This is a genomic window from Mesorhizobium sp. P2_D1 (assembly GCF_056404455.1).
In genome coordinates this window covers 44,939-60,101 of record NZ_JBFUDZ010000020.1, presented here as the reverse complement: position 1 = coordinate 60,101, position 15,163 = coordinate 44,939, and the positions used below count along the sequence as shown (strand labels likewise).

At 62.5% G+C, this 15,163-nt stretch carries 18 protein-coding genes; 11 read left to right on the top strand and 7 right to left on the bottom strand.

Features of this window, described 5'->3' with window-relative positions:
* Positions 1-118 precede the first annotated feature (118 nt).
* From AC1D0I_RS16555 to AC1D0I_RS16545, 3 genes are all read right to left on the bottom strand, one after another.
* The gene (locus AC1D0I_RS16555; protein ID WP_477299920.1) at positions 119-1,150 is read right to left on the bottom strand and encodes a sensor histidine kinase; all 1,032 of its coding nucleotides are present in this window, start codon (positions 1,148-1,150) and stop codon (positions 119-121) included.
* Positions 1,151-1,336: 186 nt separating this feature from the next.
* Complete coding sequence (locus tag AC1D0I_RS16550) at positions 1,337-1,501, bottom strand: DUF1328 domain-containing protein (RefSeq protein WP_027031438.1); 165 nt, start codon at positions 1,499-1,501, stop codon at positions 1,337-1,339.
* A gap of 204 nt (positions 1,502-1,705) precedes the next feature.
* A complete protein-coding gene (locus tag AC1D0I_RS16545; RefSeq protein WP_477396411.1) occupies positions 1,706-2,500 on the bottom strand; it encodes a response regulator in 795 nt (264 codons plus the stop codon).
* Positions 2,501-2,724: 224 nt separating this feature from the next.
* Between AC1D0I_RS16545 and AC1D0I_RS16540 the strand changes: the two genes are divergently transcribed.
* Both AC1D0I_RS16540 and AC1D0I_RS16535 read left to right on the top strand, forming a co-directional pair.
* Positions 2,725-2,928: a NepR family anti-sigma factor gene (locus AC1D0I_RS16540; protein WP_095089301.1), complete on the top strand. Its 204-nt coding sequence runs from the start codon at positions 2,725-2,727 to the stop codon at positions 2,926-2,928.
* A gap of 3 nt (positions 2,929-2,931) precedes the next feature.
* Positions 2,932-3,483, top strand: coding sequence for a sigma-70 family RNA polymerase sigma factor (locus AC1D0I_RS16535; RefSeq protein ID WP_095089299.1), 552 nt, complete (start codon positions 2,932-2,934; stop codon positions 3,481-3,483).
* Positions 3,484-3,525: 42 nt separating this feature from the next.
* Here the strand turns inward: AC1D0I_RS16535 and AC1D0I_RS16530 are convergent, their stop codons facing one another.
* Positions 3,526-4,080 (bottom strand): response regulator, encoded by a 555-nt coding sequence (locus AC1D0I_RS16530; protein WP_477227759.1) that lies wholly within the window; start codon positions 4,078-4,080, stop codon positions 3,526-3,528.
* On the opposite strand from AC1D0I_RS16530, the gene AC1D0I_RS16525 reads away from it, so the two are divergent.
* The 3 genes from AC1D0I_RS16525 (at position 4,050) to AC1D0I_RS16515 (ending at position 5,737) form a co-directional block, all read left to right on the top strand.
* Entirely contained in the window at positions 4,050-4,811 is a 762-nt protein-coding gene (locus AC1D0I_RS16525) for a Crp/Fnr family transcriptional regulator (RefSeq protein WP_095089297.1), read from the top strand. The genes AC1D0I_RS16530 and AC1D0I_RS16525 overlap by 31 nt on opposite strands.
* A 129-nt stretch (positions 4,812-4,940) precedes the next feature.
* A complete protein-coding gene (locus AC1D0I_RS16520) occupies positions 4,941-5,267 on the top strand; it encodes an ElaB/YgaM/YqjD family protein (RefSeq protein ID WP_477396409.1) in 327 nt (108 codons plus the stop codon).
* An 11-nt stretch (positions 5,268-5,278) separates the two neighbouring features.
* Positions 5,279-5,737: a hypothetical protein gene (locus tag AC1D0I_RS16515; protein WP_457153026.1), complete on the top strand. Its 459-nt coding sequence runs from the start codon at positions 5,279-5,281 to the stop codon at positions 5,735-5,737.
* A 75-nt stretch (positions 5,738-5,812) separates the two neighbouring features.
* Here AC1D0I_RS16515 and AC1D0I_RS16510 read toward each other — a convergent pair whose 3' ends face one another.
* Positions 5,813-7,354: a sensor histidine kinase gene (locus AC1D0I_RS16510; protein ID WP_477396407.1), complete on the bottom strand. Its 1,542-nt coding sequence runs from the start codon at positions 7,352-7,354 to the stop codon at positions 5,813-5,815.
* Positions 7,355-7,509: 155 nt separating this feature from the next.
* Between AC1D0I_RS16510 and AC1D0I_RS16505 the strand changes: the two genes are divergently transcribed.
* Complete coding sequence (locus AC1D0I_RS16505; RefSeq protein WP_477396406.1) at positions 7,510-7,683, top strand: hypothetical protein; 174 nt, start codon at positions 7,510-7,512, stop codon at positions 7,681-7,683.
* Positions 7,684-7,712: 29 nt separating this feature from the next.
* Here AC1D0I_RS16505 and AC1D0I_RS16500 read toward each other — a convergent pair whose 3' ends face one another.
* On the bottom strand, positions 7,713-8,633 hold the full coding sequence (locus tag AC1D0I_RS16500; RefSeq protein WP_477396404.1) for a diacylglycerol/lipid kinase family protein: 921 nt from the start codon (positions 8,631-8,633) through the stop codon (positions 7,713-7,715).
* 255 nt (positions 8,634-8,888) lie between these two features.
* Between AC1D0I_RS16500 and AC1D0I_RS16495 the strand changes: the two genes are divergently transcribed.
* The gene (locus tag AC1D0I_RS16495; protein ID WP_477396402.1) at positions 8,889-10,226 is read left to right on the top strand and encodes a PRC-barrel domain-containing protein; all 1,338 of its coding nucleotides are present in this window, start codon (positions 8,889-8,891) and stop codon (positions 10,224-10,226) included.
* A 67-nt stretch (positions 10,227-10,293) separates the two neighbouring features.
* Here AC1D0I_RS16495 and AC1D0I_RS16490 read toward each other — a convergent pair whose 3' ends face one another.
* A complete protein-coding gene (locus AC1D0I_RS16490; protein ID WP_477396401.1) occupies positions 10,294-11,901 on the bottom strand; it encodes an alkaline phosphatase family protein in 1,608 nt (535 codons plus the stop codon).
* Positions 11,902-12,088: 187 nt separating this feature from the next.
* Between AC1D0I_RS16490 and AC1D0I_RS16485 the strand changes: the two genes are divergently transcribed.
* From AC1D0I_RS16485 to AC1D0I_RS16470, 4 genes are all read left to right on the top strand, one after another.
* A complete protein-coding gene (locus AC1D0I_RS16485; RefSeq protein ID WP_477299916.1) occupies positions 12,089-13,021 on the top strand; it encodes a VOC family protein in 933 nt (310 codons plus the stop codon).
* Between the two features lie 4 nt (positions 13,022-13,025).
* Positions 13,026-13,646, top strand: coding sequence for an alpha/beta hydrolase (locus AC1D0I_RS16480; RefSeq protein ID WP_477396399.1), 621 nt, complete (start codon positions 13,026-13,028; stop codon positions 13,644-13,646).
* Between the two features lie 2 nt (positions 13,647-13,648).
* Positions 13,649-13,948 carry a GNAT family N-acetyltransferase gene (locus AC1D0I_RS16475; protein WP_477396397.1) on the top strand — a complete coding sequence of 100 codons (300 nt, stop codon included), beginning with the start codon at positions 13,649-13,651 and terminating at the stop codon, positions 13,946-13,948.
* Positions 13,949-14,102: 154 nt separating this feature from the next.
* Positions 14,103-15,161 (top strand): dipeptidase, encoded by a 1,059-nt coding sequence (locus AC1D0I_RS16470; RefSeq protein WP_477396395.1) that lies wholly within the window; start codon positions 14,103-14,105, stop codon positions 15,159-15,161.
* Positions 15,162-15,163 lie beyond the last annotated feature (2 nt).

Sequence of the window (15,163 nt, the reverse complement as noted above, 5' to 3'; positions counted from 1 at the left end):
TTCAACGCGGCAATGTTCGACGGTCCAGCAGGTTCCAGCGGTACCTGGGAAAAACAGAATCCGCTTTTATGGTGAATAGCCGGTTAAGGATGGATGATCAGACGAGAGGCGCGGCCGCTCACTCGGTCTCGAAATTGCCGTGCGGAACGACAAGGCGGTATTCAAGGCGACCGGGCATCAGCTCCAGCGTCGCCGTTCCGTTCAGGGAGGCGGGCACGACCCGCTCGAGCGCGACACTGCCGAAGCGCTTCTCACTGTGCTCGACGTCGCTCGCCGGTATCGCTTCGGACCATGTCAGCGACAGCGCCAGGCCGCCGGCAGCAGCATTGAGATCGGCCGTAACGTCAACGAAGCCATCTGGACGTGAGAGAGCGCCATAGCTGACCGAGTTGACGGCGAGTTCATGCATGGCAAGGCCGATGTGCAGCGCGGCGTTGGGATTGAGATAGGGATTTGCGCCGCGGAAGCGCAGGCCGTGCGACGGATTCACCCCGTTGCGACTGACCTGGCCCGACACCAGCTCGCGAAGTGCGGCGCCGCGCCAATTTGAGGAGGTCACCAGATCCTGGGACGAGGCCAGCGACTGCAGCCGGCCGCGAAAGCGCGTCAGGAAATCAGCGATGCCATCGGAATAGCGCCCGGTCTGGGTGGCTATGCTTTGAATGATCGCCAGGAGGTTCTTCGAGCGATGACTGACTTCGCGCAACAGCGTCGTCAGGGTCTGCTCACGGCGCTTCTGATCGGTCGTTTCGACCATGGTGGTGACGACACCTTGCACCGTTCCACCATCGCCATGGTCGGCGTCGACCCAGACCTGAAACCAGCGAAAGCCGTCCTCGGCGGGGACGCTGATTTCAAGGCGTTGCGGATTGCCGGATGCGATGACGTCGCGCTTTGCCGCGCCGATGCGGTCGATCTGCGCCGCGGGCAGGATGCCGTTGCCGTCCGCGGTGTCGGAAACCCACGGCGCACGCATATTGCGCGCCCATACCGTTTTCAGCTCGCGATCTTGATAGAGAACGGAAATGCCGGCATTGTGCAGCGCGTGGAGAAGAGCCCGGCCAAGTTGCATGCCACTTTCGGCGGGATGCAGGGCGATGACTTCATCGCTTGGCACGTCGTCTTTCCTATCTCCGGCCCTGGAACGCATCGCCAATCTGTCCACCCAACTCAGGCTGAACGGCTCACCGCGGAATGGGTTCCAGAGGGCTTCCCGAAAACCCGCCTCCAAAAGCGGTCCGCCGAGCGGTATCCGTTGAAGGATGCCGCCCGGCGGTGGCTGGAAACCGTTTGAGGGGTGCGGCTTCCAGTGTTCGCTCGGATGATCGTTCGGTCCTCACGCCCGTTTGAACAGGCCGGCAAGAAGCGAAATGACCAGGAAAGCGAGAAAGATGAAAAACAATATCTGCGCTATGCCGGCAGACGTGCCGGCGATGCCGCCGAAACCAAGCGCGCCGGCTATGATTGCCACGACGAGAAATACGAGCGCCCAGTAAAGCATGATCCATCTCCTTCGAATGGTGTGATGAAAACGTGGGTAGATGCGGTTTGTTCCACCATTTGCCGAAAAAGACGATGCTTGCCAATCGTTCCAGACAAGGGTGGCGCCGGGAATTCGCTGATGACGGGGTCCCGGCATGTCAAAGGCCGCCTGATGCATCGCATCAGACGGCCTTTTGATATCGCGTCGTGCCTGCCGCTGCCCCTAGGCGGCGGCTTTCGCCTGGCGATCGAAGAACAGCGCCTGGCTGATCAGAGCCTTGACCATGTCGGGGTTGAACGGCTTGGTGACCAGGAATGCCGGCTCGGGGCGTTCGCCGGTCAAAAGACGCTCGGGGAAGGCGGTGATGAAGATGACCGGCACCGACGTCGACGACAGGATCTCGTTCACGGCCTCGATGCCCGAGCTGCCATCGGCAAGCTGGATGTCGRCAAGCACCATCTTGGGCCGCGTCTTGCCGAACATCGTCACCGCCTCGGCATGCGTGCGCGCCGTTCCGACGACGCGGTGACCGAGGCTCTCGACCATTTCCTCTATGTCCATAGCGATCAGCGGTTCATCCTCGATGATCAGCACGTCCGTTGCCACCTGGCGGGATATTTCGTTGCTTGCCTGGGCAAGCAGCTCTGAAAACTCCTGGTCGCCGGCATCGAGGATCTCGGCCGCCTCGTCTTCACTGAAACCTTCGACGGCGACCAGCAGGAAGGCCTGGCGGGGACGCGGCGCAATCGCGTTCAGATTGGCGGCGGCGCGCTGTTCCCATGGCGACTGCGCCTGCTCCTGCGGGACGCGGATAGCGACCGACGTGAACAGCTTGGCGAACACCTTGTAAAGCGCGATGCGGTCGCTTGAGGCCTCGGGAAAGATATCGATATCGGCGATGATGGCTTCCAGCATCGCGGCGACCAGCGCGTCGCCACTTTCCTGCGATCCGGAAACGGCCCGGGAGAAGCGGCGCAGGAACGGCAGATGTGGTGCGATGGTGGCTGATAAGCTCATGGTAAGACGTCTCCCTCAGAATGACGTGGTTGCATAGAGTGCAGGTCAAGCTGATTGCAAGCCCCGGTCAAACAACGCCGGTCTTGAGAAAAAGTTCCGACCTTGATGGAACTAACGCGCCGGGACGGCGTTTGAAGTTCGGACGGGCAACCAGACGAGGGGGCCGCTTGCGTTGTGTTGAGTAGTGTGATGAGCGGCTTGGGCGCTGGGAATACAAGGGCAAAATGAAGGATATGACGAAAGATATTCTGGCTGGCGTCGCGGGCAGGCGCCGGAACGGGTCCAGTGACGCACTCGGGCCGAATTCCGAAATCGGACGCAAACTCAAACAATATTACGATGAGCTGGTCTCTGACGATGTGCCGGATCGCTTTGCACAGTTGCTCAGTCAACTGGAGCAGGCCGAACCCGCACAGAAGAAGGACTGAAGCATGGCAGCGGTCTCCCAAGGCTTCAAGACCGATCTGCTTGGGGCAATCCCGAGCTTGCGCGCCTTTGCCGTGTCGCTGACGCAAAATGCCGACAAGGCGGACGATCTCGTCCAGGAAACACTGGTCAAGGCCTGGGACAAGCATGAGAGCTTCCAGCCCGGCACCAATCTCAAGGCGTGGCTGTTTACCATCCTGCGCAACGAATTCTATTCGCAGATGCGCAAGCGCGGACGCGAAGTGCAAGACAGCGACGGTATCATGACGGCCAGGCTTGCCGTTCATCCGGCCCAGCATGGCCAGCTCGACCTGAAGGATTTTCGCGGCGCCCTCGAGCAATTGCCGGAAGATCAGCGCGAAGCCATCATCCTCATCGGTGCGTCGGGCTTCTCCTACGAGGAGGCGGCCGAAATCTGCGGTTGCGCGGTCGGGACGATCAAGAGCCGGGTCAGCCGGGCCCGCACGCGCTTGCAGGAGATCCTGAAGATATCCGGCGAAGACGAGTATGGCCCGGATGCGATTTCGACTCAGGTCACGGGCTCGCCGGCCAACTGAGCTGCGATCGCAAGGTGCGATCCGCAGAAGTTGGATCGCGTCTCAGCCGGGAGAACCCCGCCCGCAGGCCGCCGCCACCGCTTGCATGAGGTCCTCACCCGAATAGGGCTTGCCGACCAGCCTGACGCCCGGAAACGATGTCTTGATTTCATCGGGATCCGAATAGCCCGAGGCAAACACGAACGGCACGCCTGCCGCGCGTAGGCCCGACGCGAAATCGAGTGTCGAGGCGCCACCCAGCATAAGGTCGACAATGGCGGCGTCGAAGTGCGTGGCGATTTGTCGATCGTCGATCTCGGCCAGATCGCGGGCGATCACCACCTCGCCCGCACCATGATCGCGGCAAAGCTGCTCGACATCCATGGCGATGAGAAACTCATCCTCCAGGACCAGAATCCGCAATCCATCAAGCAAAGGGGACACAGGCAAGGGCTCCTTGTAACGGATGGAGTCATGATCGCTATTTGGCAAGCTGTCATTTAAAAAAGACATGTGCCCGTGCGGAACCTCGATCCGCGCGACGCGTTGGGACGCAGCCTTGTGCGGGCTTTCGAAGAGGGGTCGAAATGTCGGGCCAGAGCGGTCGTGCTTTCTCAAGTCGCCAGTATCCTTGCGAGAACTGCCCGTTGCGGCCGTTACCGGTCTTCCGCGACTTCGAAAAACAGGAACTGGCCTTCATCAGCAAATTCAAGAAGGGCGAACTCGCCGTCGACAAGGGCGCCACGGTCCTGGTGGAGGGAAGCCACAGCGCCCATCTCTACACCGTGCTCTCCGGCTGGGCGTTCCGCTACAAGCTGTTGCAGGACGGCCGCCGCCAGATCCTCAACTATCTGATGCCCGGCGATCTGATCGGCCTGCAGGGCAGCGTGATGGGCGAAATGCAGCATTCCGTCGAGGCCTTGTCGCCGATGCTGCTGTGCGTTTTCGAACGCGAGTCTCTCCACGAGCTCTACCGCAATCATCCTGGGCTCGCCTACGACATCACCTGGATCGCGTCGCGCGAAGAGCGCATGCTGGACGAGAATCTGCTCAGCCTCGGGCGGCGCAGCGCCATCGAGCGCGCAGCCTATCTTATCGCCTTCATCGGCAGCCGGGCAAAGGTCGTTGGGCTGAATGGCAAGCAATCCGTTCAGATACCGATTACCCAACAGCACATCGCCGACACGCTCGGCCTGTCGCTGGTCCACACCAACAAGACGATCCGCAAGCTGATGGACCGCAAGCTGATTGTCTGGCGCGACGGCGGTTGCGAGGTCACCGATAATGAAGGGCTCAAGCAACTCGCCGGCTGGGAAGGGCTGGGCGAGGCGCGCCGGCCGCTGATCTGACGAAGTGCCTTTTTGTCAGCGCCAGCGGATCGGGTGCACACGCACGCGTTTTCGGCTACTTTGTCCCTAATGCCGGAACCTTGAGACATGCGGCGCGTTTGAAATCAAGCAATCACAAGGAGTTAAGCAATGGCTACTGCCGCAGGAAAGACCGCAACCGAAGGCCCGTCGAGTTCAGATCTCGAAGCCGATATCAGGCAATTGAAGGCCGATATCGACAAGCTCACCAAGCAGTTGGCCAAGACCGGAGAGCATGGCTACGGCACCGCGCGCCGTGCGGCTACGGAAGGGGTCGAGCAATTGCGTGCGCAGGGCGAAGCAGCCTTTGACAGCCTGCGCGGCAATGCCAAGGATATCGAAGCGCAGTTGATGGCGAGCGTGCGCGAAAAGCCGGTGACGTCACTGGCGATCGCCGCCGGCGTCGGCTTCCTCTTCGCGCTCCTCGCGCGTCGCTAGTCGCATTCCAGATGGGAATGCTCGCATCCCTGATTGCAGGTCTGGCGTCGGGCGAAACCGCCGCCGCCATACGCCGGGCGCGCACGGCGGCAATCGTCTATGGGCTCGCCATATCCGTGGCGCTCTGCGGCCTCGGCTTTCTGGTCGGGGCAGCCTATATCTGGACGGCAAGTCGCTACGGATCGCTTGCCGCCGCGCTGTGCTTTGGCGCCGGTTTCCTGCTGCTTGCCGGGCTGATCCTGCTGATTTTCCAGATATCCGCAGGCTCACGTGCCCGGCGCCGCGCACAACAGCGCAATGCCGACATGAAAGCGATCGGCATCACCGCGGCGCTTGCCGTGCTGCCGGCGCTGCTCAAGGGCAAGGGCGGTCTCGGCGTCATTCTGGGTCCTGCCGTGGCGCTGGCTGCCTACGCCATCTACCGCGAAAACTTGAAACCACACGATCCGGAAGAAGACGAGCGGAAGTAAGGTCGGTTCTCTCTTTGACCATGATCTCTTCCGAAAACCGGCTTCAACTTTGCGTCGCGGCCTTTTGGTTCGGCATCATGGCTTGTCACTCGGCAGATCTTCCAGCGGCATCGATATTTCGGCAAACACGCCTTCCGGCCGGAACTCATGGGTCACTTCGCTTGAAATGACCTTGGCAAGGCTGCGTCGGATGAGGATCGAGCCGAAGCCGTGTCGCTCCGGCGGGGCGACTTGCGGGCCGCCGCTTTCGCGCCAGGTCAGCACGAGGCGTCGGGTCCCCTTTCTGCCTTTCGTCCTCCAGCCGAGATCAACCTTGCCTGACGCCACCGACAGCGAGCCATATTGCAGCGCATTGCTGGCCAGCTCATGCAGGATCAGGCCAAGCCCGACAGCCTGGTCTGGCGACAGCAACAAATCGTCGCCGGAGATCGTCATGCGCGGCTGGTCGGCGGTGTCGAAAGGCCTGACCTCGATCTGGACGAGTTCACGGATGCCGATGCCGCGCCACTCGCGGTCGGACAACAGATTGTGGGCGATGCCCAGGGCCTGAAGCCTCGCACCAAAGGCTTCGAGGAACTCGCTCGGCTGGCGGGCATGCCGCACGGTCTGCGTCGCCAGCGCCTGGACGGTCGCCAGCGTGTTCTTGACGCGGTGGTTGAGTTCGCGCAGCAGCAGCCGTTGCCGCTTGTCGCCAAGCTTGCGCTCGGTGATGTCGTAGTTGACGCCGAAGATCAGGGTCGGCTTGCCGTCGCCGTCGCGCTCGATGACGCGGCCGCGCGTGGCGAGCCAGCGCGGAGGATGAAAGCCCTTCACCCGGTATTCGCCGAAATAGTCGTCGCTGCCGGTCAAGGCATCGCGAAAGCGGGTTTCGGTCTGGTAGACGTCGCGAGGATCGATGGCGGTGAGGATGTCGCGCGCCCGCAGCCGGTTCGAGCGCGGCAGGTTGAACAGCTCCGACAGCAATGTATCGCATTCGATGATGTCGGTGCGGATGTCCCATGCCCAGCTGGCGAGCGAAGCCGCGTCGAGCGCAATGGCGCGCCGCTTTTCCTCACGCACAAGTGCTGCCTCGGCGATGGCGCCGCTGCGGGTCGCATCCTTCAAAGTGAACAGGCTGCCGGCGAGGCCGGCGAGCGCCTTCAACTGCTCGAGCATGGCGCTAGACGGAAAGGCATGCGGCTTGCGGTCGAGCACGCACAGCGTGCCGATGCGGGCGCCAGCCACGATCATCGGCGCGCCGGCGTAGAAGCGGAGATGATGCTTGCCGGTGACCAGCGGGTTGGTCTTGAAGCGTGGGTCCGTCGTGGCGTCCGCCACAACCATCGGCTCGTCGCCTGCAGCAATCGCATGGGCGCAGAAGGAGATGTCGGTCGCGGTTTCGGTCTCGTCCAGACCGACACAGGATTTGAACCATTGGCGCTTGTGGTCGACGAGCGTCACCAAGGCGATCGGAACCTGCATAGCCGCCGCGGCAAGGCTGCTTATGCGGTCGAAATCCGGATCGGCCGCCGTATCCAACGCCTCCAGACCGTGCAGCACGGCCAGCCGGTCCTCGTCCTTGACCGCGCGCGCAACTTCGGCCGGCAGATTCGGCACTGTTTCCGCCTTGCTGTTCACCCAAGTCCCCAATGGCCCGTCCCGGCCTTCGCTGCTTCCCGCACCTGCCGGCTCATGACCAGCCGGCGTCCCCGGAACCATCCTAGCGAGGAACCGTTACCCGACCGTGTTTTGCCGACCGCGCCAGTTGGCGAATAACGAGACAAGGACCGATCATGACCAAGATCATCCCCGAAAACAAAGCGCGTCAGGGGCGGTGGGGCTGGCACGGCTTGCGTATCCTGATTGCAGCGCTGCTTTTGGCCTTCGCGGCCTGGGGCATCGCCGACATCTATGGTGAAATGGCCAAGACGCCGGCGACGGAGCAAGGAAGCGCGCCAAGTGGCTAGATTTTCGGCCTTCATCGTTCGAGATCGCATCAGGCAGCCTTCGCCTCTGCGATGCGGGCCGGCACCAGGACATTGAGTGCGCCAGGCCGGATTTCGATCGCCGTCTCACGGTCAAGCCTGACCAGTTCACCGTCGATGACGGCGCGGAACTTGCTGCTGCCCGAATGGATTTTCAGGACCGTTCGGTCGGCTTGATGGATTTCCACGTGTTCGTTGTCGCGCCATTTTCCGCGCGCCATGTTGAAGAAGAATTTGACCAGTTCGGCACGCTGCTGCGCCACCGTGACATAGACGCCAAGCACGCCGCCCGCCGGGTTGTCGGCGTAGGGCAGGTGGCCTTCGCCGAACAGATTGTTGGTGATGCCGATGCCGGTGATGCGGACCGCCATCTCGGCGTTGCCGATGCTGAGCGTCACGTTCATCGCCGGTGGATTGTTGATCGTCGCCCAGGCCGCCTTGGCCGAGGCGCCGATCTTTCCCAGACGTGAACCGAATTCCATTTTCTGGCGCAGCTGCACCATCTTGGCATGCATGCCGATCGAGAACTGATGAACGAAGGGCCGGCCGTTTGCCGTGGCCACGTCGACTGCGATGATCTCGCCATCGGCGAAGGATTTCAGCGCGGCATCGAGGGACTGCGGAATACCCAGTCCGCGTGCGAACAGATTCATCGTGCCGGCCGGCAATATGGCAAGCGCCTTCCTGGTGCCCATCAGCCGAGCGGCGGCGGCGGAAATGGTTCCATCACCGCCGCCGGCCAGCACGACATCGACAGAGCGTCGCGATGCAGCGCCGTCAAGCGTCTCCACCACGTCCTTGCCGGCAACAACATCAATGCTGAGGCAGTGGCCTGCCGTCTCCAGGGCCTGGCGCATCCTGTCGGAAAAGGCGGCAAGGTCCGTTGTGCGCAAGGTGCCGCCGTCCCGGTTCAGCACCGCAGCAAATTTCATGCCCCGCTCCGCCATTCCATCATGATTCGGCCGGGATAGAACCAGCCACGGGCTGAAACGCGATCAAGCGGGAAAGGTTCCGTTTTGAGAAATCGCTGGCGCTTCCCCGCTTATTGGCTTCGCCACAACGCGAAGTGTTTTGTCGGAACAACAGCATGGTCACGACGTTGTGAAGAAGATGCCGCGTCCGAACCTCCTCAGTGACGGTTCAACCGGGCGCGGCGCGTACCAAATCACCCACGAGGAGGGATCATTATGACCCGCAATCTCTTAGCCACGACCGCACTTGCAGCGCTGGTCGCGACCGGGGCCTATGCGCAGAATGCGACATCCCCGGCGCCCGCCCAGACCCCCGCTGTTCAGGAGCCAGCCGCCGCTCCGGTGCGCACTGAAGGCAGCATCGTCACCAACATCATCGGTGAAACCGTCTACAACGGCACCGGCGACGATGCCGAGAACATCGGCAAGGTCAGCGATGTCGTCTTCGACAAGGATGGCCAGGCCAAGTCCGTCGTCATCGGCGTTGGCGGTTTTCTGGGTGTCGGAGCGAAGAATGTCGCCTTCGATTACGACAAGCTGCAATGGGCCGAAAGGAACGGCGACCGCTGGCTGGTTGCCCAGACGACCAAGGACGAACTGACGGCGCAGCCGGAGTTCGACAGCAAGCCCTATGCACCGGCTCCGGCACCGGCCGCATCGACGGACGCAAAGGCTCCGGCTGCATCCGCGCCGGCTGACACCGCGCAGACACCCGTCGACATGAATGCTGCGCCGGCCGAACCGGTGAAGCGCGCCGACGGCAATCTCGCCACCAACATCATTGGCGAAACCGTCTACAACGGCACCGGCGATGACGCGCAGAACATCGGCAGCGTCAACGACATTGTTCTGACAAATGAAGGCAAGGCCGAGTCGCTGGTCATCGGCGTCGGCGGCTTCCTCGGCCTTGGCGCCAAGAATGTCACCTATGATTTCGGCAAGGCCCAGTGGGCGGAGAAGAACGGCGACCGCTGGCTGGTGGCCCAGACCACCAAGGAGGAACTTCAGGCGCAGCCGGATTTCAACCGCAAGGCCTATGATCCGGCACCGGCAACGACGGCTTCCAATGAGCCGGCTGCAACCGCACCGGCTGCTGCACCGTCCGATGCCACGGCTCCTGCCGTTGCACCGGCTGACAAGACGGCTGAGGCTCCTGCTGCTTCGACACCCGATGCCTCGGCACCCGACCAGACCCAGACGGCGGCAATCGACAAGTCGACCTTGACCGAGATACCTGTCGGCGAGATTCGCGCCGACGACCTGAAGGGCACGACCGTCTACGGCGCCAATGATGCCAAGGTCGGCGAAATCGGTGACGTCGTGCTGGCGCCCGACAGAAAGACCGACGCGGTGATCGTCGATGTCGGTGGCTTCCTCGGCATTGGCGAGAAGGAAGTCGCGGTCGGCATGGATAATCTCAAATTCATGACCGACAAGGATGGCAGGAAGTACCTGTACACGACCTTCACCAAGGAACAGCTCGAGGCTCAGACTGCTTACGACAAGGGCAGCTATACGGAGAAGCGTGACCAGCAGCGCATGATCGTGCAGTAGGATAGCAGGGCAGTAGGGCAGTAGGGCAGTAGGGCAGTAGGGTGCGGCGTAGTCCAAGCCTACCGCTCTACTGCCTTGATCCCCTGCTAACATGGCCGGCAACACCGTGCTCGGTCAGTTCGGCCAGTGCCAGCGACTGGTCGAGATGTTCGGCTCGCCAGGCAAGTAGCCTTTCGGCGAATTCCAGCCGCACGGCCAGGTGGGCCGGATCGGCGGCGAGGTTGTTCAATTCGCCCGGATCGCCTTCCAGGTCGAACAGCAGCGGCGGCAAGTTACCGCCGAAATGCACATATTTGAATTCTTCCGTGCGGATGACGGCGAGATTGCATTGGCGTGAGGCGACGCCGAAATGCCGTTCGGCTTCGCCTTCGGCAATCGAGCGGAAATCGAACTCCCAATGCGCGGCATCGCGCCACGCTGCAGGGCTCCCGCCGCTCAGGAACGGTTTCAGCGAGCATCCGTCGAGATGCGGTTGTGGGGCTTCGCCGAGCAGGTCGAGAAGCGTCGGCAAAATGTCCACCGCTTCGGTGAACCGATCGACACTACCGCCGGCAGCCTTGCCATGGCGCGGGTCGCGGATGATCAGCGGAATGTGGTAGCTGCCGTCGAAATAGCCGCCCTTGCCCAGCATGAAATGGTCGCCCATCATCTCGGCGTGGTCTGATGTCAGCACGATGATGGTGTCGTCCCACGCGCCTGCGGCCTTGACCGCTTGCCAGATACGGCCGAGCTGCGCGTCGACCTCCGAGATCATGCCGTAGTAGATCGCGCGGATGCGGCGAAAGTCGTCATCGCTCCAATCATGCACCTTGCCACTGGCCTCGGGACGGAACTTGGCCTGCTTCTGCCGGCCGAGATCATAGGCGAGATAGGGGTGGCTCTCCGCTTCTGCCTGCCAGCTTGCCGCACGGTGGAAGGCAGGACCGGCAGCCGGATCATACAAATTGTTGTATGGCTCGGGCGCGATGAAGGGCGGGTGCGGGCTGATGAAGGAAAGATGGGCAAACCATGGCGCGTCGTCCTCCTGCTCGCCGAGCCAGCGCGTGAATTCGCCGGTCAGAAAGGAGGATGCGGTTTCGTCCTTCGAATAAACGGGCGGTGCGTTGCTGACGGCGGCCTCGGCCTTGCCGCTTTCGTTCACCGGGCGATGGATATCTGGCGATCCGGCGCCGGTATCGATGCCCCGCTGCTTGAGCCAGGACAGCCACTGCTTCTGATGCTCGGGCAGCAACTGACGCACTGTGAATCCCGGCAGCACACCTTCATAGCTTTGCAGCCGCGGGTCGCCTGGCGCCAGCAGGCGCGGGTCGAGCGATACGTCGGTGTAGCCGAACAGCGTCGGATCATAGCCGAGGCTGCGGGCATGCAGCGCGATGTTGCCGTGACGGGCGTCGAGCGGCGTGCCGTTGCGGCAGACGCGGTTGTTCATCTGGTAGAGGCCGGTGTAGAGGCAGGCGCGGGCCGGCGAGCAAGGTGCCGCACCACCATAGTGCCGCTTGAACAGCGCACCCTCGGCGGCCAGCGCGTCGGCATTCGGCGTCTTCACAACCGGATGGCCGGCGGCGGACATGCAATCGCCGCGCCACTGGTCGCATGTGATCAGAAGAACATTCGGGCGCCTGGCTTTTCCGGTCACTCGCGATACCCTTATCCTGTATGGTCGAACGCCGCTCATGGAACCGAATTCCGGCGACGGCGCAAGCCTGACTTGTTCGTCAATTGGTGAACGAAGTTATTTGGATTGTTCACTATTAAAGCACAGTCCATTCTGTGTTTGCCGCCTTTGCCGCAGGCGCTGGTGTCCTCATATAGGCGTGGACAGCGGCTAGGGCCGTACAAGCACCAAGGGAAGGAGCAAGACAATGCTCGATCAGATCAAGGGCCTCCATCACGTCACTTCGATGGCCAGGGATGCCCGCCAGAACAACGAGTTCTTCACCAGGAAACTCGGCCAGCGCCGGGTCAAGAAGACCGTCAATTTCGACGCGCCTGACGTTTACCATCTCTACTATGGCGACGAGGCCGGCACGCCGGGTTCGGTGATGACCTATTTTCCGTTTCCCAACATCGGCAAGGGCCGTCATGGCGTCGGCGAAGTCGGCACCACGGTCTACTCCGTGCCGGAAGGCACGCTCGCCTATTGGGAAAAGCGCTTTGCCGATGAAGGCGTCTCGGGCCTGTCGCGCGACGAGACATTCGGCGAGAAGCGCCTGGCCTTTGCCGGACCGGACGGCGATGGTTTCGCCCTGGTCGAGGACAAGGCCGACGCCAGAAAGCCATGGGCGAAAGGCGGCATCCCCACCGATGAGGCGATCCGCGGCTTTCACTCCGTGTCGCTCAGGCTAAAGGATGGCGGCGCCACCGAGGAGCTGCTGAAGTTCATGGGCTACGAGGAGATCGACAAGTCCGGAAATGTCCGGCGGCTGGCGGTGAAGAACGGCAATGGCGCCGACGTCGTCGACATCGAATCGCTCCCGGGTGCCGCCTTCGCCGATCTCGGCGCGGGCTCCGTCCACCATGTCGCCTTCGCCGTCGAGAACCGCGCCAAGCAGCTCGAAGTGCGCAAGGCGCTGATGGACACCGGCTATCAGGTGACGCCGGTGATCGACCGCGATTATTTCTGGGCGATCTATTTCCGCACGCCGGGTGGCGTGCTGTTCGAAGTCGCCACCAACGAACCGGGTTTCGATCGCGATGAGGATACCGCTCATCTCGGTGAGGCGCTGAAGCTGCCGACGCAGCATCAGCATCTGCGGCCCTATCTCGAACAGCATTTGCAGAAGCTGGAAGGCTGAGACCATGAGCAAGGACGCTTACACTTACAAGGTGCTGCCCGGTTCGCCGGGCGGTCCGCTGCTCTTCGTCTTCCACGGCACGGGGGGAGATGAGAACCAGCTTCTGTCGCTGGGGCGCGATCTCTTGCCCCAGGCAACCATCATCTCGCCACGCGGCGATGTGGCGGAACATGGTGCGGCGCGCTTCTTCCGCCGCACCGGCGAAGGCGTCTACGACATGGGCGATCTGGCGCGGGCGACGGACAAGATGGCCGGCTTCATCAAGGCCCATATCGAGGCGGCGAAGCCGTCAGCCGCGTTCGGCCTTGGCTATTCCAACGGCGCCAACATCCTGGCCTCGGTGGTGTTTGCGGCGCCGGCGATGTTCGATGCCACGGTGCTGATGCATCCGCTGATCCCGTTCGAACCCGAGATCAACGGCAGTCTCGCCGGCCGTCACATTCTCGTGACCGCCGGCAGGCGCGATCCGATCTGTCCGCCGAACCTGACCACGCGGCTCGAAGCCTATTTGCGTGCCGATGGCGCCGATGTCACAGTGGCGTGGCATGACGGCGGGCACGAGGTGCGGCCAAACGAAATCGAGGCGGCACGGCATGTCTTTGCCGGCGCCACCCAGGGAGTATAGCGATGYCGGACCAACTGCCTGAAATCGAACTGGAAGATCGCGGTTCCAAGGGTCGCTACGTCCTGCGCGGGCCAGACGGCGCCGAGGCGGAGATGACCTTCACCAAGATCGGCGAGCACCAGATCATCATCGACCATACGGAAGTGCCGGACGTCTTCCGCGGTCAGGGTGCCGGGCTTCGGCTCGTCACCCGCGCCGTCGAGGATGCACGCGCGGCGGGCAAGAAGATCATCCCGCTTTGCCCGTTCGCGAACGCCCAGTTCCGCCGCCACCACGAGTGGGCAGACGTGCTGAAGCAGTAGGATCGGCCGGCATTTCGTCGATCGGAACGGGGCGCGACATCAGGCTGTCGTCCCGCTTCGATGGCTTTGGCATTTGCACGGGTAGCGCATCTTGCCTAAGTGGATATGATCTATCGCAGCCACCGCGCCGACAAACGAACCGAATGATCCCCCAATGACCGAAACCGACCTCGTTCCCGTCTTCGACGGCCACAACGACACGTTGCTCAGACTCTACCAGTCAAAAGACACGGACGTCGAAAAGCTGTTCATCGAGGGGAAATCGGGCGGTCATATCGACCTGCCGCGCGCGAAAGCCGGTGGCTTTGCCGGCGGCATGTTCGCCATCTTTCCGCCGCCTGTCGAGAAAACCAGGCGCAGCGCCGTGCCGCTGGCGCCGAGCGATGCCGAGCCACTGCCGCCCGAGGTCCCGCGGGCCGATGCGTTGACCTCGACGATCGCGATGGCCTCGATCCTGTTCAGGCTGGAACGAGCCGGAGGGCTCACCGTCTGCCGCAGTGCCGGCGATGTCCGCAACGCCATGGCGCAAGGCTCGATGGCGGCGGTGTTCCACATCGAAGGGGTCGAGGCGATCGATCCCGAGCTCACAATGCTCGACGTGTTGCATGCCGCCGGCCTGCGCTCGCTCGGCATCGTCTGGAGCCGGCCGAACGCCTTCGGCCACGGCGTGCCGTTCCGCTTTCCGTCCTCGCCCGACACCGGCCCAGGGCTGACCGATGCCGGCAAGGCGCTGGTCAAGGCCTGCAACCAGCTAAAGATCATGATCGACCTGTCGCATCTCAACGAGAAGGGCTTTCGCGATGTCGCCGCGCTCAGCGCCGCGCCGCTGGTCGCCACTCATTCCAACGTCCACGCGATCTGCGGCCATTCGCGCAACCTCACTGACTGGCAGCTCGGCGCGATCCGCGAATCCGGCGGCATGGTCGGGCTTAACTTCGCCACCGGATTCCTGCGTGAGGACGGCAGGATGAATGCCGACACCAGCCTCGACATCATGGTGCGCCACGTCGATTCGCTGCTGCAGGCACTGGGCGAGGACGGTGTCGGCCTTGGCTCGGATTTCGACGGCGCCATGATCCCGGCCGTCATCGGCGATGTCGCCGGCCTACCGAAGCTGATCGATGCATTGGCGGCGCGCGGTTTCGGCCGCGCGCTGATCGAAAAGATCGCCTATCGCAACTGGCTCAGCATGCTGGAGAGAACCATCGGGTAGAA